Origin of the sequence: Falsiroseomonas bella (genome assembly GCF_003173615.1) — a bacterium.
Taxonomy (GTDB): domain Bacteria; phylum Pseudomonadota; class Alphaproteobacteria; order Acetobacterales; family Acetobacteraceae; genus Falsiroseomonas; species Falsiroseomonas bella.
Genome location: NZ_QGNA01000002.1, coordinates 19,164 through 35,289, shown reverse-complemented (window position 1 = coordinate 35,289; position 16,126 = coordinate 19,164). Strand labels below are relative to the sequence as shown.

Below are 16,126 nucleotides of genomic sequence, written 5' to 3'. Positions count from 1 at the left end.
CCTCGGCCCGCTGCGCGGGCCGCGACGCTTCAAGTTGGCTCAGCTCCGCGCGCGCGTGGAGGCGCCATCGCGGCGGTTGATGTGGCCGCCGCCGCCGGCATCCATGACCGAGCCGGTGATGAAGGCCGCCTCGTCGGAACACAGGAACATCACCGCGGCGCAGAAATCCTCCGGCCGGTTCGGATGCGGCAGGAGCGCGCGGGCGCGGATGGCGGTGGCATAGCCCTCGGGCATCCGCACTTCCGCGCTGCCCTCCGCGAAGCCGGGACGCGCGGAGTTCACCCGGACGCCGTTGGGCCCGAGTTCGATGGCGAAGGCGCGGGTCAGGTATTCCAGCGCGCATTTCGAGGCGCCGTAGGGCACGCCGTTGCCGCGGATGACATCCGCCGCCGAGGAGGTGACGTTGACGATGGAGCCGCGTCCCGCGGCGGCCATGGCGCGGCCGATCCCCTGCATCAGACGAAACGGCGCGCGGAGGTTCACGTCCATGATCCGGTCGTATTCCTCCGGCGTCGCATCCATCAGCGGGATGAAGGGATAGAGGCCCGCATTGTTGACCAGCACGTGCGGCGCCTCGCCCTGGTTGGCCGCGGCGACGAGCAGGTCGAGCGCCGCGTCGTCACGCAGATCGGTGGCGTGCAGCGTCACGCGCGCGGCGGGAAGCGAAGCCGAGGCGGCAGCCAGCGCGGCGGGATCGCGATCGGTCAGCACCAGCGTCGCGCCCTCGGCCGCGAAGGCCGCGGCGAGCGCACGGCCATACACGCCGGCCGCCCCGGTGATGACCACCTTGCGGGATTCGAATCGCATCGCGCGCTGTCCTTCGGCTTGTGCGGAGCCGCAGCATGGCGCAGCGCGGTGCCGGCCGGAATAGCACCACGACCACGACGATGCCCGGCAGCGCCGGCCGGGCGCTTGACGCCGCTTCCGACGAGTGTCCAGCATGTGCAGGAGGACAGGAACGCAGGAGGCGGACCAGATGCGCGAGGAATCCGGAAGGGCGACCGCCGGGCTGCGGCGGCGCGATGTGCTGCGCGCCGGCGCCGCGGGTGCCGCCATCGGCACGGCGGGGCTGCCCGGCCTGGCGCAGGCGCAGGCGCAGGCGCAGGCGCAGGGACGCGGCCGCATCGCCTTCGCCAATGGCAGCGCCTTCGACACGATGGACCCGCACGCCACCTTCGACGTCGGCCGCGTGGCCTATCGGCTGAACCTCTATGACGGGCTGATGCGCTGGCTGGACAATCCGCCGAAGATCGAGCCCTGGCTGGCGGAGAGCTACACCGTCTCGGAGGACGGCAAGCGCTATGTCTTCAAGCTGCGCCAGGGCGTGAAATTCCACGACGGCAGCGACCTGACCGCGGACGACGTCGTGTACTCGATGGAGCGCATCCTCTCCATCGGCAAGCCGGTGACCGCGCTGTTCACCCCGCTGATGGATCGCGGCTCCACCAAGGCACTGGACCGCTACACGGTGGAGTTCAACCTGAAGTCGGCCTCGGCGATCTTCATCGCCACGCTGCACGACCTGTATGTGGTCAACAGCGCGCTGGTAAAGCGCAACGAGCGCAACGGCGACTGGGGCCAGGAATGGCTCTCCCGCAACGATGCGGGGTCCGGCTCCTACGTGCTGCAGCGCTTCGATCCGGCCCGCGGCTTCCTGGCGCGGCGCTACAACCAGCATTTCCTCGGGCCTGCCGGGCTCGAGGAGATCGACTTCCGCTACGTCGCGGAGGTGAACAGCCGCGTGCTCGGCCTGATCCGCGGCGACTTTCAGGGCACCGACCCCTACATGCCGCAGGACCAGATCGCGCGGCTGCAGGCCGATCCGAACATGAACGTGATGGAGGCGGAATCCACCCGCCTGTTCTACGCGACCTTCCATCACCAGCGCCCGCCCTTCACCGACCTCAACTTCCGCAAGGCGGTCAGCCACTGCTTCGACTACGATGGCTGGATCAACAACATCCTCGGCGGCTCCGTCGTCCGGAACACGCAGGTGATCCCGAACCCGATGTGGGGCGCGCCGAAGGACGTGGCGGGCTACACCTACGACATCGACAAGGCGAAGTGGTACCTGCAGCGCGTGCAGGTGCCGCTGCGCGAGATCACCGTGGCCGGCATGATCGGCTACGAGCAGTCGATGCAGGCCGCGGCGCTGCTGCAGAATGGCCTGGCGCGCGCAGGCGTGCAGAGCAAGCTGCTGAACGAGCCCTTCCCCGTCGTGTCGAACAAGTTCCGCGATCCCGCGCAGATGTACGACATGCTGTTCCTGTGGCGCAGCACGTACTACGCCGATCCGCACAACTGGGCCGGCGAGATGCTGCATTCCAACCGCCGCGGCAACGGCAACAACGGCTACTATTCGAACCCGGAGGTGGACCGCCTGCTCGACCAGGCGCTGGCCACGCCGGACCAGGCCCGGCGCGCGCCGCTGTACGAACAGGTGGCCCGCATCGCGGCGGAGGATGCGGCCGCGCTCTGCGTGCACAATGGCAAGTGGTACGGGCCGTTCCGCAAGAATGTCCAGGGCGTGCGGTTCTGCCCGATCGGCGACGGGCAGGAGATGCGCTGGCTTCGCATCACGTGAGGATGGCTGACGCTACGGACGGGGCGGCTGGGAAGGCCGCCCCGTGAAGACGCTTGTCCTGGTCCTCGGGCGCCTTGCCTGGTTCGTGCCGACCATCATCGGCCTGCTGGCGATCGTCTTCTTCATCTCCCACGTGATCCCGGCTGACCCGGCGGCCTTCGTCGCCGGCGAGAACGCGACGCCGGAGACCATCGCCGCGATCCGCGAGAAGCTCGGGCTGGACAAGCCGCTGCACATCCAGTTCTGGCACTATCTCGTCTCCATCGCGCAGGGCGACATGGGGCGCAGCATCTACACCGGCCGTCCGGTGGCCGAGGACCTGCTGAGCCGGCTGCCGGCGACGCTCGAACTCGCCATCGCCGCGATCATCGTTGCGAGCCTGATCGGCATCCCCCTCGGCGTCGTCAGCGCGCTGCGGCGCAACACCTGGCTGGACCACGGCCTCAGGGTGGTGACGATCGCGGGGCTGGCCATCGCCAGCTTCTGGTTCGCGATCCTGCTGCAGCTGTTCTTCTCCATGCGCCTCGGCGTGACGCCGCTGCATGGCCGGGTGGAGGGCTGGGGGCCGGAGCCGATCACCGGCTTCTACACCATCGACGCCATCATCTGGCAGGACCCGGAGATCCTGCTGGACGCGCTGCGCCACATGATCCTGCCGGTGACAACGCTGGCGCTGCCGGCCACCGCCACCATCGTGCGCTTCACCCGCGCGGGCGTGCTGAACGCGCTGCAGTCCAACTACGTGCTCTACGAGACGGCGATGGGCTATCCGCGCCGGCTGGTCGTGTGGAAATACGTGCTGCGCAACGCGCTGATCGGCACGGTGACGCAGATCGGCCTGATCTTCGGCCTGCTGCTGGCCGGCGCCGTGGTGGTGGAGGCGGTGTTCGACTGGCCGGGGCTCGGCCTCTTCGCCGTCAACTCGATCCTGAGCTCGGACTACAACGCGGTGATGGGATTCACGCTGATCGCGGGGGCGATGTTCATCGTGGTGAACCTGCTGGTGGACATCCTGCAGGGCATGATCGATCCGCGGGAGACGCGCTGATGCTGCGGATCCTGCGCAAGCTGGCCGAGGACCGGGCCGCGCTGGTCGGGCTGATCCTGATCCTGGCGCTGATCGCCGCCGCGATCCTGGCGCCCCTGCTGTCCACCCATCCCGGCGACGTGACGGAATTCCACACCGCGCGGCGCCTCTCCCCGCCGGGGCCGGAGAACTGGCTCGGCACGGACCGCATGGGCAGCGACATCTATTCGCGGCTGCTCTTCGGCGCGCGCATCACGCTGACCATCGCGGTGACGGCCATCGCGGTGGCGGTGCTGATCGGCGTGCCGATGGGGCTGATCGCCGGCTACTACGAGGGCTTCGGCAGCAACCTGCTGATGCGCGTCTCCGACATCTTCCTCGCCGTGCCGCAGATCGTGCTGGCGATTGCCATCGCGCAGACGCTCGGGCCCTCCATCGAGAACGTCATCCTCGCGCTGTCGGCCACCTATTGGCCGTTCTGGGCGCGGCTGGTCTATGCCGAGACGCGCTCCATCAAGAACGAGCCCTTCGTGGAGGCGGCGATCGCGCTGGGCTGCTCGCCCTTCCGCGTGATGGTGCTGCACATCCTGCCTTCCATCTCATCCTCCATCATCGTGCGCACGACCATCGGCATGGGCGGCACGATCCTGACGGCGGCGACGCTCGGCTTCCTCGGCCTCGGCCCGCCGCCGCCGACGCCGGAATGGGGGCGCACCATCGCGGAATCGCGGGAGTTCCTGCCGATGGCCTGGTGGTATGCGGCCTTCCCGGGGCTCGCGATCTTCCTGGTGGTGATGGGCTTCAACCTGCTCGGCGACGGGCTGCGCGACGTGCTCGATCCCAGGCTCCGACGGGCGGCGCGGCATGGAAAGTGAGCTGATCGCGGTCCGCAACCTGCGCGTCTCCTTCGCGTCGGATGCCGGGCTCGCGCGCGTGCTGGACGGCGTGGACCTCACCATCGGCCGCGGCGAGATCATGGGCCTCGTCGGCGAATCCGGCTGCGGCAAGACCACGCTCGCCCGCGCCATCCTCGGCATCCTGCCCGGCAACAGCGCGCGCATCGAGGCCGGCAGCATCCGCTTCGACGGGCGCGACCTGCTGGCGATGGACCAGGACCGCCTGGCGCGCGAGGTGCGCGGGAAGGAGATCGCCTACATCCCGCAGGATCCCTTCACCGCCTTCAACCCGGTCTTCACGATCGGCACCCAGATCGACGACCTGATGCGCTACAAGTCGCCGCTGCTGCGCAGCGCGCCGCAGATGTCCCGGCGGGAGCGCAGCCGTGCCGACCGCGCGCGCGTGCTGGACCTGCTGCGCCTGGTGCAGTTGCCCGATCCCGAAGGGGTGCTGCGCAAATACCCGCATGAGGTCTCGGGCGGCCAGCGGCAGCGGCTGATGATCGCCATGGCGCTGCTGCCCGAGCCGAAGCTGGTGATCGCGGACGAGCCGACCACCGCGCTGGATGTCACGGTGCAGGCGCAGATCCTGAAGATCCTGAAGCAGCTGGCGCGAGAGCGCGGCGTGGCGGTGCTGTTCACCACGCATGACCTCGGCACGGCCTATGAGATCTGCGACCGCATCACCGTGATGTATGCCGGCCAGGAGGTGGAGGAGGCGCCGGTGGCGAGCTTCTTCGCGCAGCCATCCCACCCCTATACCCGCAAGCTGCTGGACAGCCTGCCCTCCTCGGAGAACGGCATCCGCGGCATCGCGGGCGAGATCCCGCGCCTCATCGACCCGCCCTCGGGCTGCCGCTTCCACCCGCGCTGCGAGCGCGCGAGCGAGGCCTGCCGCGGCACGCGCCCGCCGCGCGATGCGCTCGGCCCCGCGCACACGGTGCGCTGCCACCATCCGCTGATCGCCGCGGAGCAGGCGGCATGAGCGCCGAGCCGATCCTGCGCGTCGAGGGCCTCAGCAAGCACTTCCCGGTCCGCAATGTGTGGAAGCGGCGCATCGGCTGGCTGAGGGCGGTGGACGACGTCTCGCTGGAGGTGTCGCGCGGCGAGATCCTCGGCATCGTCGGCGAATCCGGCTGCGGCAAGTCCACCCTCGGCAAGACGCTGATGGGCATCCACACAGCGACGAGCGGGCATGTTGTCTTCGAGGGCCACGACATCGCGGGCCTCAAGCCGCATCAGAGCCGGAAATACCGCGAGCACCTGCAATACTGCTACCAGGACCCGGGCGCCTCGCTCGATCCGCGCTGGACCATCCGCAGTTCCCTGCACGAGCCGCTGATCGTGCACACGGCGCTGAAGGAGGAGCAGCGCGAGCAGCGCGTGCGGGAGATCCTGCGCGCGGTCGGCCTGCCGGAGACGCATCTGGATCTCTATCCGCACGAGATCAGCGGCGGGCAGCAGCGCCGCGTCGGCCTCGCACGCATCCTGACGCTGAAGCCTTCGGTGGTGATCCTGGACGAGCCGACCTCGGGGCTCGACGTCTCGGTGCAGGCGACGATCCTGAACCTGTTCCTGGACCTGCAGCGCGCCTTCGGCCTGACCTATCTGTTCATCTCGCACGACCTGTCGGTGGTGCGGCTGATCTGCGACCGCGTGGCGGTGATGTATCTCGGCCGCATCGTGGAGATCGGCGCGACGCAGGCGGTGTTCGAGACGCCGCGCCACCCCTACACTCAGTCGCTGCTGGCGGCGATCCCGAAGATCGGCGGGCCGCGCGTGACCGACAGCTTCGCGCTGGAGGGAGAGCCGCCGAGCCCCACCAACCTGCCCTCCGGCTGCCGGTTCCGCACGCGTTGCCCGATGGCCCAGCCACTCTGCGCGGAGCAGGAACCCGCGCTGCGCGCGGACTGGCCGGCGCAGCGCGCCGCGTGTCACTTCGCGGAGTAGGTCAGCGCTTCGGCGTCTGGTCGGCCCAACCGAAGACCGTGCGGCGCTCGATCTCCGCCACATCGGCGGGGCGCGGGAATGGCTCGGGCGCCGGCTGACCCGCTTCGCGCGGCCGACCAATGGCAGCAAAGAAATCTTCCAGGCCACCGGGTGCGAGGAACCACACGAAGGTCATCGGCTCCGTCCCCCCGTTCACGAAGCCATGCTTGCGGTTGCGCGGCAGGAAGACGGTGGCGCCGGGCGCGATCGGGATGTCCTCGCCATCGATGCGCGCGAAGCCGTGGCCGGCGGTGAGGTGGATCACCTCCTCATGCCGGTCATGCGTATGCTCGCGCACCATGCAGCCCGGCGCGACCGTCTGCGTGCCCATGGAAAACCCGGTGCCGAGCTCCTTGCCGCTGAGGATGCAGCGGACGAAGCCGTTGGCCGGCACGGGCTGCCAGTAGCTCGGCGCATCCTCCGGCCCGATAACGCGCACGCCGTCCCGGATCTGCATCATGCCACCTCCTTCGCATCGCGGCGCCGGTAGAGAAGCAGCATCAGCGGCGCGCCGCGCCGCGCGATGCCGTGGAAGGGAATGGGCGTGGGTTCGGTGAAGGGCAGGCCGAGCTCGTCATCCGGCACGCCGCTCACCGCGCGGGCGAATTCGCGCCCCAGCGCGGTGGAGAGCGCGACGGCGCGGCCATTGCAGCCGGCCCAGGCATAGCCGTCCGGCCCGATGCGATGCAGATGCGGGAAGAAGTCGGTGGTCATGCCGACATAGCCGCTCCAGACATGCTCGAAGGTCACCTCGCCGATCTGCGGCCAGAGGCGCTGCAGGCGTGCGGCGAGATAGGGACGCAGGCGCCGCGCCTGGTCCACCGGGATCGCCACGTTGCCGCCGGTGATCAGCCGCCCGCGCGCATCCCAGCGGGTGAAATACAGCTCCCCATGCGTGTCCGACATGGCCTGCCGGCCCGGGATGATCGTGGCGGCGACGTTGTGCGACATGGGCTGCGTCGCAAGCTGCCAGGACAGCAGCGGCACGACCTCCTTCGCGACATCGGGCTGCAGCCGGGAGGAGAACTCGCCGGTATAGGCGTTGGTCGCCAGCACCAGCGCGCGCGCGCGCAGCGTGCCGCGTGCCGTCGTCACCAGCCAGCGCCCGTCCTTGTGCTCCACAGTCTCGACTGGCGAGCGCGCGAAGATGGTCGCGCCCGCCGCGAGCGCGGCCCGCGCCATGCCGCGCGCGAGCATCAGCGGGTTCACATGCCCGCCGGTGCGGTTCCACCAGCCGCCGAACCAGGCGGATGAGCCGAGCATCCGCTCCATCGCCGCGCTGTCGAGCAGTTCCACCGGCGCGCCGAAGCGCGCCCAGTCCTTTACGCGGCGCTCGGCGACCTTCATCCGGCCGGGTGAGTGCGCGGGCTGCACCCAGCCTTCCTGCTCGGCCTCCGCCTCGATGCCGTGCCGGCGCACCAGGTCGAACAGGATGCTCGCGCTGTCGCGCAGCACATGCACGAAGCGCTCGCCGGCCGCCCCATGGCGCGCGACGATCGCCGCGGGGTCATGGCGCGAGAGCGTCGGGATCACCTGCCCGTTGTTGCGGCCGGAGGCGCCCCAGCCGGGCTCGGCCGCCTCCACCACCGTCACGGGGATGCCCATCTCGCGAAGGTGGAGCGCGGTGGAGAGGCCGGTGAAGCCGGCGCCGATCACGGCGACCTCGGCCTCCTGCGCGCCATCCAGCGCGAGCAGGTCGGGGCCGGGCGGGGAGACATGCGCCCAGAGGGAGGGCGGCCAGGTGACGTCCATGCCGGCATCAAAGCCGCAGCGAGCCCGCGCCTCAAGGCCCGTTGCCGCGCGCGTCGCGATGGGCTGCAATCGCGGTCCCGCGAGAGGAGAGTGTGATGGCGCTGCGCAACGTGATCGGGCTGGACCATGTGGTCATCGCCGTGCGCGACCTGGACGCGGCGGCGAAAAGCTGGGAGGCGCTGGGCTTCACCATGTCACCGCGCGGCACGCACAGCGCGCATATGGGCTCCGGCAACTACACGATGATGCTCGGCGACGACTACATGGAGCTGCTGGGCGTCCTGGTGCCGACCGACCACAATGCCGGGCTGCGCGCCTTCCTCGAGGGCCGGGAGGGCCTGGACCGCGCCGCCTTCACCGCAACGGACGCCGCGGCCGGGGCCGAGGAGGTGCGCGCGCGCGGCCTGGCCGCGACCGGGCCCGTCGCCTTCGGCCGCCCCGTGCCGCTGCCCGGCGGCGGCGAAGCGGAAGCGCGCTTCAACGTGTTCCAATGGCCACGCGACCAGCGGCCCGCGGGCCTCGGCATCTTCGCCTGCCAGCATCTCACGCGAGAGAATGTCTGGATCCCGGAACTGCAGTCGCACGCCAATGGCGCCACGCGGATCGTGCGGATCGAGGTGCTGGCGAAGGACCCGGAAGCGGCGGCGGCACACCTGGCGAAACTGATCGACCGCGCGGCGGAGCGGGAAGCGGATGGCGCCTTCCGCGTGCCCTCCGGCAGCACGCGCGGCGACTTCGTCTTCCTGGACCGCGCCACGCTCGCCGCAAGGCATCCTGGCGTGGCGCTGGACGGCCTGCCGGAGGAAGGCGGCGCGGCGCTGGTGCTCGGCACGAAGGACATGGCGGCCGCGGCGAAGGCGCTCGGCACGGCGAAGGGCGCCACGGTCGCGGCGGCGCCCTCGCGCGCCACCGGGGTGCTGCTGCGCTTCGTTCCGGCGTGACGGGAGGTTGACGCGGCCCCATGGCCGCGAGGATGCTGCACCGCACCAGCCGGGCCCGAGAGGAGACACAGATGAACCTCAGCCGCCGCGCGATGCTTTCCACCTCCGCCGCGCTCGCTTCGAGCGTGGCCTTTCCGGAACTGAGCTTCGCGCAGGAGCAGCCTCGCCGCGGCGGGGTGATGACGGTGCACTTCGCCACCGAGCAGCGCATCCTCAACCCGTCGCTGCAGGCCTCGACCGGCGTCTACATCGTCGGCGGCAAGATCCAGGAGCCGCTGGTGGACCTCGACGCCGCCGGCAATCCGGCGCCTTGCCTGGCCGAAAGCTGGGAAAGCTCTGCCGACGGCAAGACGATCACCTTCAAGCTCCGCCAAGGCGTCACCTGGCATGACGGCAAGCCCTTCACCTCCGCGGACGTGCAGTTCACGGCGATGGAGATGTGGAAGAAGATCCTCAACTATGGCACCGCGCTGCAGCTGTTCCTCGAGGCGGTGGACACGCCCGACCCGCACACGGCGGTGTTCCGCTACGCGCGGCCGATGCCGATGAACCTGATCCTGCGGGCGATGCCGGATCTCGGCTATGTCTCGGCGAGGCACATCTACGAAGGCAGCGACATCCGGCAGAACCCGGCGAACACCGCGCCGATGGGCACGGGACCGTTCAGGTTCGTGCAGTATGAGCGCGGCCAGTTCATCATCGCGGAGCGCAACCCGAACTACTGGCGGAACAACCTGCCCTATCTCGACCGCGTCGTCTGGCGCGTGGTGGGAGACCGCTCGGCCGCCGCGGCGCAGATGGAGGCTGGGCAGATCCTGTTCAGCCCCTACTCGGCACTTGCCATCGCCGACTTCCAGCGCCTCGGCCGCGATCCGCGCTTCGACGTGACCACGAAGGGCAACGAGGGCAACGCACGCACCAACACGCTGGAGTTCAACTTCCGCAACCCGGTGCTGGCGGATATCCGCGTGCGCCGCGCCATCGCGCATGCGCTCGACGTGCCCTTCTTCATCGAGAATTTCCTGGGGGATTTCGCCAAGAAGGGAACGGGGCCGATCCCGTCCGTCTCCACGGACTACTATCCGGGGCCGGACACGCCGCAATATGCCTTCGACCGCCGCCGGGCCAATGCGCTTCTGGACGAGGCGGGGCACCGTCGCGGCGCCGGCGGCGTACGATTCACCCTGCGGCTGCATCCCGCGCCCTGGGGCGAGGACATCGCGCTGTGGTCCACCTTCATCCAGCAATCGCTGCAGGAAGTGGGCATCCGCGTGGAGGTCGTTCGGCTGGACGCCGCGGGCTTCCTGCGCACCGTCTACAATGACTGGAACTTCGACCTGGCGACGGGTTGGCACCAGTATCGCAACGATCCAGCGGTCTCCACCACCGTCTGGTACCGCTCCGGCCAGCCCAAGGGCGCGCCCTGGACGAACCAGTGGGGCTGGACCGATGCGCAGACCGACCAGATCATCGACGCCGCGCAGACCGAGCTCGATCCGGCCAAGCGCAAGGCGCTCTACGGCGACTTCGTGAGGCGCGTGAACGACCAGATCCCGCTGTGGATGCCGATCGAGCAGATCTTCGTCTCGGTCTTCAACAGGCGCCTGCGCAACTACGCGAACAACCCGCGCTGGGCATCCTCCTCCTGGCACGATCTGTGGCTCGCTTCCTGATCTGATGCGGGTCTTCGCGCTGGCAGGGCGGCGGCTCGCCGCCTCCCTGCCCACGCTGCTGATCATCCTGGTCGGCGTCTTCCTGCTGCTGCAGCTTGCCCCCGGCGACACGGTGGATGCGCTGATGGCGCAGATGGGCGGCGGCGGCGATGCGCAGGTGGCGGCCGATCTGCGTGCCTTCTACGGCCTGGATCTCTCCGTGCCGGCGCAGCTCGGCAATTACCTGTGGCGGCTGGTGCGGCTCGATCTCGGCTTCTCCTCGATCTACGGCAAGCCGGTGGCGACCGTGATCCTGGAACGCCTGCCGGCGACGCTGCTGTTGATGGCCTCCGCCCTCTCCTTCGCCTTCTTCTTCGGCCTGGTGCTGGGCGTGCTGGCGGCGCGGCGCGTCAATGGCTGGCCGGACACGCTGATCTCGACGCTCGGCCTGGTATTCTACGCGACGCCCTCCTTCTGGTTCGGGCTGATGGCGATCGTGCTCTTCGCCGTGCATCTGGAATGGCTGCCGGCCGGCGGCTTCGAGGAGATCGGCGCGGGCTACACGGGCCTGCGCCGCGTGCTGGACATCGCGACGCATCTGGTGCTGCCGACGCTGACGCTCGGGCTGATCTTCCTCGCGATCTACCTGCGCATCATGCGTGCCTCCATGCTGGAGGTGTTGAACCTCGATTTCGTCCGCACCGCGCGAGCCAAGGGCCTGGACGAGACGCGCGTGGTGGTGAAGCACGTGCTGCGGAACGCCATGCTGCCGATGGTGACCCTGGTCGGGCTGCAGGCCGGCACGATGCTGGGCGGCTCGGTGGTGGTGGAGAGCGTCTTCTCCCTGCCCGGCCTCGGACGGCTGGCCTATGAATCGGTGGTGCAGCGGGATCTCAACACGCTGCTCGGCATCGTGTTCGTGTCCGCCCTGCTGGTCATCACGGTGAACTTCATCGTGGACCTGCTCTATGCGCGGCTCGATCCACGGATCGGGGCGGGCGGCTGATGCGTTTCCTCGTGGCCTATCTGCGCAGCCCGCCGGCGATGATCGGGCTGGTGCTGCTGCTGGTCGTGATCGGCATGGCGCTGAGCGCCGACTGGTTCTATCCGCGCGATCCGCTCTCCCTCGCCGGGCGGCCGCTGATCTGGCCCGGCGCCAATCCGCGCTTCCTGCTCGGCACGGACAATTCCGGGCGCGACATCGCGGCGCAGATCTTCCACGGCGCGCGGGTCTCGCTGCTGATCGGCGTGGTCGCCACCTCCATCGCCATCGCGCTCGGCATCGTCATCGGCGCGCTGGCCGGCTATCACGGCGGCTGGGTGGACGATGTGCTGATGCGCGTGACCGAAGCCTTCCAGACGCTGCCGAACTTCCTGCTGCTGCTGGTCTTCGTCGCGGTGTTCGGCTCGGACATCGTCACCGTCACGATCGCCATCGGCGCCGTCTCCTGGCCGGCGCCGGCGCGCCTCACGCGGGCCGAGTTCCTGACGCTGCGCAACCGCGAATTCGTCCAGGCCTGCCGCACCATCGGCATGGGCGATGGCCGCATCATCTTCCGCGAGATCCTGCCCAACGCGCTGCCGCCGGTGATCGTCTATGCCTCCGTCATCATGGCGGTCGCGATCCTGCTGGAAAGCGCCCTGGCCTTCCTGCGGCTGTCCGATCCCAACGTCGCCTCCTGGGGCAACCTGATCGGGCTGGGGCGGGACGTGCTGCGGGTGCAGTGGTACGTCTCCGCCATCCCGGGCGTCGCGATCCTCGTCACCGTGCTGGCGGTCTCGCTGGTCGGGCAGGGGCTGAACGACGCGCTCAATCCCCGGCTGCGCAAGCGATGAGCGCCGTCCTGTCGCTGCAGGGGCTGACGGTCGCGCTGCCGAAGGGTGCTGACCGGGCGCATGCGCTCGAGAATGTCTCGCTCGATCTCAACGCCAACGAGATCCTCTGCGTCGTCGGCGAGTCCGGCTCCGGCAAGTCCATGACGGCCAGCGCCATCATGCGCCTGCTGCCGCCGGGCGTGCGGATCTCGGGCGGGGCGGTGCGGTTCGAGGGCAAGGACCTCGCCACCGCCGACGAACGCACCATGCGCGCGATCCGCGGCGCCGGCATCGCGATGGTCTTCCAGGAGCCGATGACGGCGCTGAACCCGCTGCGTACGGTGGGCGACCAGATCGGCGAGATGTTCCGCATCCACGCCGGCCTGCCGGCGAAGCAGATCGCCGCGCGCACGCTTGCCCTGCTGGAGGAGGTGCGCATCCCCCATCCCGCCCAGGCCGCGCGCGCCTACCCGCACGAGCTTTCGGGCGGCCAACGGCAGCGCGCGATGATCGCGATGGCGCTGGCGCTCGATCCCAAGGTGCTGATCGCGGATGAGCCGACCACGGCGCTGGACGTGACCACCCAGGCGCAGATCCTGCACCTGATCCGTGACCTGCAGCGGCGCAAAGGCACGGCGGTGCTGTTCATTACGCATGATTTCGGCGTGGTGGCGGAGATCGCGGACCGCGTCGCGGTGATGCAGCACGGTGTGGTGGTGGAGCAGGGCGCGGCTTCGCAGGTGCTGCACGCACCGCAGCACCCCTACACCAAGGCGCTGGTCGCCGCCGTGCCGCCGCTGCATGCGCCGCCGCCGCGCCCGCTGTCGGACGACACCATCCTGCGCATCGAATCGGTGCAGAAGACGTATCGGACCGGCGGCTTCCTTGGCCGCGGCGCCCGCGTCACGCACGCCGTGCGCGGCGTCACGCTGGACCTGCCGCGCGGGGCGACGCTGGGCGTCGTCGGCGAGTCCGGCTCGGGGAAGTCCACCCTCGCCCGCTGCATCGTGCGGCTGATCGAGCCAGATGGCGGCGCCATCCGGCTGGAGGGCACCAACCTGCTCGCGCTTCGCAGGCGGGAGATGCGCCAGGCGGCGCGGCGCGTTCAGATGGTCTTCCAGGACCCCTTCGGCTCTCTCAATCCGCGCCGCCGCGCCGGCGAGCTCGTCGCACAGGGCCCGATCGTGCACGGCGCCAGCCCCGCCGCGGCAATGGCGCGGGCCAAGGAGCTCTTCGCGCTGGTCGGCCTCGATCCCGCGGCGACCGAGCGCTACCCGCATGAATTCAGCGGCGGACAGCGCCAGCGCATCGGCCTCGCACGCGCACTCGCGCTGGAGCCGGAGGTGCTGGTCGCGGACGAGCCGGTCTCGGCGCTGGATGTCTCGGTGCAGGCGCAGGTGCTGCGGCTGCTGGCGGAACTGCGGGAGCGGCTGAACCTCTCCATCGTCTTCATCACCCATGACCTGCGCGTCGCCGCGCAAGTCTGCGACATCGTGGCCGTGATGAAGGAGGGCGAGGTGGTGGAGCACGGGCCGATCGGCCGCGTCTTCACCGATCCGCAGCACGCCTATACCCAGGCGCTGCTCGCTTCCGTCCCCGGCCGGGACTTCGCCCCGGCGGCCTGACCGCCCGTTCGGCGCGGCGCCGGCGATGCCGGCCGGGCGTGGCGCCTGCGGCGTGCCGGGCACCGACACCAGCGGTTGGGTGCGGCCCGTGCAGCTCGCCGAGGTTGCCGGTCACCGCCCGTGCGCATCCGACGCCGCGCTCATGCGCTTGGGTCGCAGAACCCTTGCCGAGGAGCACCGCATGTCGGACAGCGCGCTTCCTGCGATCTCGATCGCGATCACGCCGATGCACCGGACCGAGGAGGGCATCTGGGAAAGCGGCGGGCGCGAAGGCGCCGCCTTCTTCCTCGTCGAACTGGTGCAGAACGACGGGACGGATGCCGAGGTGCTGGTGGAATGCCGGGACGAGCGGAGCGCCGCCCTGGCCGCGCGGGTCGCGGCCGCAACCACGGCGGTGCTTGGCCTGGCGGAAGGCGACGGCCCCGAGACGATTGCGGCCTTCGACGCCGAGACCGCCGCGATCCTCTCCGAGAATCCGACGCCCGAGATCGCCCTTCCGGTCGGCTAATGGCGGGCGGAGGAGGACGAGGAAGACGAGTCGGAAGCCGCCGGCAAGGCGCCGCCCCGCCCCTCCTGAACCGCGGGCCGGCGGGCGCGGCCCGGCTACCAGACCAGCGGTAGCAGCAGCCCGAGCGCGGCCCACAACAGCGCGGAGATGACCAGCGCGCCGAAGATCCCGCGCGCCGGACCCACCGGGTCACAGCCCGGCGGGGCGCGTCGGGCATGCCAAGCCGCCGGCAGATCCGACGCGGGGTCGTGGTGCAGGAGAATCCGTCCCATGAGCGAATCATGGCAGAACTGGGGCGGAAACACTCGCAAATTCATCAGGCAGGTCAGTAAAATCCTGGGCTTCCTGGCCGGGACCCACGCGCCACATTCCGGCCGCAAGCGCGTCGCAAACCCGCCGACGGGCACCGATACCTCTCCATGCGAAGGGAAAGCGCGGATGATCCCCCTTCGGCCGGACGCCCCCCGATCCGGCCGAGACCAGGATCCCCCCGGGCAGCACCCGACGTGCAGAGAGCGGGCAGCCCCCGCCCGAGAGGATTGCGATGCCCGGCCTGGACGCTTTCCAGACGCTCGCCGCCGAGACCGAGAGCAAGCGCTCCGTGCTGCAGCCGGCGCTTGCCGGCGGCGCGGTCGTCCCCGCGCAGGGGCCGGCGCGAAGCGAGGCAACCGAGCGGCTCGTCGCGGCCGTCCGGCCCGCGCTCAAGCGCGCGATGGATATCGCGGGTGCGGGCCTGCTGCTGCTGCTCGCCCTGCCGGCCTTCCTGGTGATCGCCGCGCTGGTCCGCCGGGACGGCGGCAGCGCCTTCTACGCGCATCAGCGCGTCGGCCGGGACGGGCAGATGTTCGGCTGCCTGAAGTTCCGCTCGATGGTGATGGACGCCGACCGCCGCCTGGCCGCCCTGCTGGAGAACGACGCGGAGGCGCGCGCGGAGTGGGAAGCCACCCGCAAGCTGAAGAACGATCCGCGGGTCACCGCCGTCGGCCGCTTCCTCCGCGCCACCTCGCTGGACGAACTTCCGCAGCTGATCAACGTGCTGAAGGGCGAGATGAGCCTGGTCGGGCCCCGCCCGGTGCAGGCCGGCGAACTCGCCGCCTTCTACGGCGCCGCCGCGCAGCACTACCTGACCGTCCGCCCGGGCATCACCGGCCCGTGGCAGGTCAGCGGCCGCAACGACACCAGCTATGCCGAGCGCGTGGCGCTGGACGTGGCCTATGCCACCCGCCCGTCGCTGCTGAACGACGTGAAGATCCTGCTGCGCACGCCGATCGCCGTGCTGGCGCGGCGCGGCGCCTATTGATCCAGGGCCGCTGAGGCTTTACGGCCCGCGGCGGTCG

16 protein-coding genes are annotated in these 16,126 nt (G+C 70.1%); 12 read left to right on the top strand and 4 right to left on the bottom strand.

Annotated elements, in window-relative coordinates; translation table 11 throughout:
• Window positions 1-39 precede the first annotated feature (39 nt).
• Complete coding sequence (locus tag DFH01_RS08470; RefSeq protein ID WP_158287674.1) at window positions 40-807, bottom strand: SDR family NAD(P)-dependent oxidoreductase; 768 nt, start codon at window positions 805-807, stop codon at window positions 40-42.
• Window positions 808-976: 169 nt separating this feature from the next.
• Here DFH01_RS08470 and DFH01_RS08465 point away from each other — a divergent pair, with 169 nt between their 5' ends.
• From DFH01_RS08465 to DFH01_RS08445, 5 genes are read left to right on the top strand one after another with little or no spacing between them, the layout of a single operon-like run.
• Window positions 977-2,584, top strand: a complete 1,608-nt coding sequence (locus DFH01_RS08465) for an ABC transporter substrate-binding protein (RefSeq protein ID WP_109870027.1) — start codon at window positions 977-979, stop codon at window positions 2,582-2,584.
• Between the two features lie 43 nt (window positions 2,585-2,627).
• Window positions 2,628-3,632, top strand: a complete 1,005-nt coding sequence (locus DFH01_RS08460; RefSeq protein WP_109870026.1) for an ABC transporter permease — start codon at window positions 2,628-2,630, stop codon at window positions 3,630-3,632.
• The gene (locus tag DFH01_RS08455; protein WP_109870025.1) at window positions 3,632-4,486 is read left to right on the top strand and encodes an ABC transporter permease; all 855 of its coding nucleotides are present in this window, start codon (window positions 3,632-3,634) and stop codon (window positions 4,484-4,486) included. The genes DFH01_RS08460 and DFH01_RS08455 overlap by 1 nt, the downstream gene beginning before the upstream one ends.
• Window positions 4,476-5,492, top strand: a complete 1,017-nt coding sequence (locus DFH01_RS08450) for an ABC transporter ATP-binding protein (protein WP_109870024.1) — start codon at window positions 4,476-4,478, stop codon at window positions 5,490-5,492. The genes DFH01_RS08455 and DFH01_RS08450 overlap by 11 nt, the downstream gene beginning before the upstream one ends.
• Window positions 5,489-6,457 carry an ABC transporter ATP-binding protein gene (locus tag DFH01_RS08445; RefSeq protein WP_109870023.1) on the top strand — a complete coding sequence of 323 codons (969 nt, stop codon included), beginning with the start codon at window positions 5,489-5,491 and terminating at the stop codon, window positions 6,455-6,457. The genes DFH01_RS08450 and DFH01_RS08445 overlap by 4 nt, the downstream gene beginning before the upstream one ends.
• Before the next feature lies 1 nt (window position 6,458).
• Here DFH01_RS08445 and DFH01_RS08440 read toward each other — a convergent pair whose 3' ends face one another.
• Both DFH01_RS08440 and DFH01_RS08435 read right to left on the bottom strand, forming a co-directional pair.
• Window positions 6,459-6,956, bottom strand: coding sequence for a cupin domain-containing protein (locus DFH01_RS08440; protein ID WP_233256031.1), 498 nt, complete (start codon window positions 6,954-6,956; stop codon window positions 6,459-6,461).
• Window positions 6,953-8,248 (bottom strand): NAD(P)/FAD-dependent oxidoreductase, encoded by a 1,296-nt coding sequence (locus DFH01_RS08435; protein WP_109870021.1) that lies wholly within the window; start codon window positions 8,246-8,248, stop codon window positions 6,953-6,955. Before DFH01_RS08435 ends, DFH01_RS08440 begins: the two co-directional genes overlap by 4 nt.
• Window positions 8,249-8,343: 95 nt before the next feature.
• Here DFH01_RS08435 and DFH01_RS08430 point away from each other — a divergent pair, with 95 nt between their 5' ends.
• The 6 genes from DFH01_RS08430 (at window position 8,344) to DFH01_RS08405 (ending at window position 14,789) form a co-directional block, all read left to right on the top strand.
• Window positions 8,344-9,189 carry a VOC family protein gene (locus tag DFH01_RS08430; protein WP_109870020.1) on the top strand — a complete coding sequence of 282 codons (846 nt, stop codon included), beginning with the start codon at window positions 8,344-8,346 and terminating at the stop codon, window positions 9,187-9,189.
• 71 nt (window positions 9,190-9,260) lie between these two features.
• Window positions 9,261-10,862: an ABC transporter substrate-binding protein gene (locus DFH01_RS08425; RefSeq protein WP_109870019.1), complete on the top strand. Its 1,602-nt coding sequence runs from the start codon at window positions 9,261-9,263 to the stop codon at window positions 10,860-10,862.
• Window positions 10,863-10,866: 4 nt separating this feature from the next.
• On the top strand, window positions 10,867-11,847 hold the full coding sequence (locus tag DFH01_RS08420) for an ABC transporter permease (protein ID WP_109870018.1): 981 nt from the start codon (window positions 10,867-10,869) through the stop codon (window positions 11,845-11,847).
• Window positions 11,847-12,677: an ABC transporter permease gene (locus DFH01_RS08415; protein ID WP_109870017.1), complete on the top strand. Its 831-nt coding sequence runs from the start codon at window positions 11,847-11,849 to the stop codon at window positions 12,675-12,677. The genes DFH01_RS08420 and DFH01_RS08415 overlap by 1 nt, the downstream gene beginning before the upstream one ends.
• Entirely contained in the window at window positions 12,674-14,281 is a 1,608-nt protein-coding gene (locus DFH01_RS08410) for an ABC transporter ATP-binding protein (RefSeq protein WP_109870016.1), read from the top strand. The genes DFH01_RS08415 and DFH01_RS08410 overlap by 4 nt, the downstream gene beginning before the upstream one ends.
• Window positions 14,282-14,333: 52 nt before the next feature.
• Window positions 14,334-14,789, top strand: a complete 456-nt coding sequence (locus DFH01_RS08405; protein WP_158287673.1) for a hypothetical protein — start codon at window positions 14,334-14,336, stop codon at window positions 14,787-14,789.
• Between the two features lie 95 nt (window positions 14,790-14,884).
• Here DFH01_RS08405 and DFH01_RS28115 read toward each other — a convergent pair whose 3' ends face one another.
• A complete protein-coding gene (locus DFH01_RS28115) occupies window positions 14,885-15,061 on the bottom strand; it encodes a hypothetical protein (RefSeq protein ID WP_158287672.1) in 177 nt (58 codons plus the stop codon).
• A 272-nt stretch (window positions 15,062-15,333) separates the two neighbouring features.
• On the opposite strand from DFH01_RS28115, the gene DFH01_RS08400 reads away from it, so the two are divergent.
• The gene (locus tag DFH01_RS08400; protein ID WP_109870014.1) at window positions 15,334-16,089 is read left to right on the top strand and encodes a sugar transferase; all 756 of its coding nucleotides are present in this window, start codon (window positions 15,334-15,336) and stop codon (window positions 16,087-16,089) included.
• Window positions 16,090-16,126: the final 37 nt, after the last annotated feature.

What these genes read in the sequence shown, in the direction of transcription:
- DFH01_RS08470 (WP_158287674.1), bottom strand. Translation starts at nt 807, where the DNA reads ATGCGATTCGAATCCCGCAAGGTGGTCATCACCGGGGCGGCCGGCGTG.
- DFH01_RS08465 (WP_109870027.1), top strand. Translation starts at nt 977, where the DNA reads ATGCGCGAGGAATCCGGAAGGGCGACCGCCGGGCTGCGGCGGCGCGAT.
- DFH01_RS08455 (WP_109870025.1), top strand. Translation starts at nt 3,632, where the DNA reads ATGCTGCGGATCCTGCGCAAGCTGGCCGAGGACCGGGCCGCGCTGGTC.
- DFH01_RS08450 (WP_109870024.1), top strand. Translation starts at nt 4,476, where the DNA reads ATGGAAAGTGAGCTGATCGCGGTCCGCAACCTGCGCGTCTCCTTCGCG.
- DFH01_RS08445 (WP_109870023.1), top strand. Translation starts at nt 5,489, where the DNA reads ATGAGCGCCGAGCCGATCCTGCGCGTCGAGGGCCTCAGCAAGCACTTC.
- DFH01_RS08440 (WP_233256031.1), bottom strand. Translation starts at nt 6,956, where the DNA reads ATGATGCAGATCCGGGACGGCGTGCGCGTTATCGGGCCGGAGGATGCG.
- DFH01_RS08435 (WP_109870021.1), bottom strand. Translation starts at nt 8,248, where the DNA reads ATGGACGTCACCTGGCCGCCCTCCCTCTGGGCGCATGTCTCCCCGCCC.
- DFH01_RS08430 (WP_109870020.1), top strand. Translation starts at nt 8,344, where the DNA reads ATGGCGCTGCGCAACGTGATCGGGCTGGACCATGTGGTCATCGCCGTG.
- DFH01_RS08425 (WP_109870019.1), top strand. Translation starts at nt 9,261, where the DNA reads ATGAACCTCAGCCGCCGCGCGATGCTTTCCACCTCCGCCGCGCTCGCT.
- DFH01_RS08420 (WP_109870018.1), top strand. Translation starts at nt 10,867, where the DNA reads ATGCGGGTCTTCGCGCTGGCAGGGCGGCGGCTCGCCGCCTCCCTGCCC.
- DFH01_RS08415 (WP_109870017.1), top strand. Translation starts at nt 11,847, where the DNA reads ATGCGTTTCCTCGTGGCCTATCTGCGCAGCCCGCCGGCGATGATCGGG.
- DFH01_RS08410 (WP_109870016.1), top strand. Translation starts at nt 12,674, where the DNA reads ATGAGCGCCGTCCTGTCGCTGCAGGGGCTGACGGTCGCGCTGCCGAAG.
- DFH01_RS28115 (WP_158287672.1), bottom strand. Translation starts at nt 15,061, where the DNA reads ATGGGACGGATTCTCCTGCACCACGACCCCGCGTCGGATCTGCCGGCG.
- DFH01_RS08400 (WP_109870014.1), top strand. Translation starts at nt 15,334, where the DNA reads ATGCCCGGCCTGGACGCTTTCCAGACGCTCGCCGCCGAGACCGAGAGC.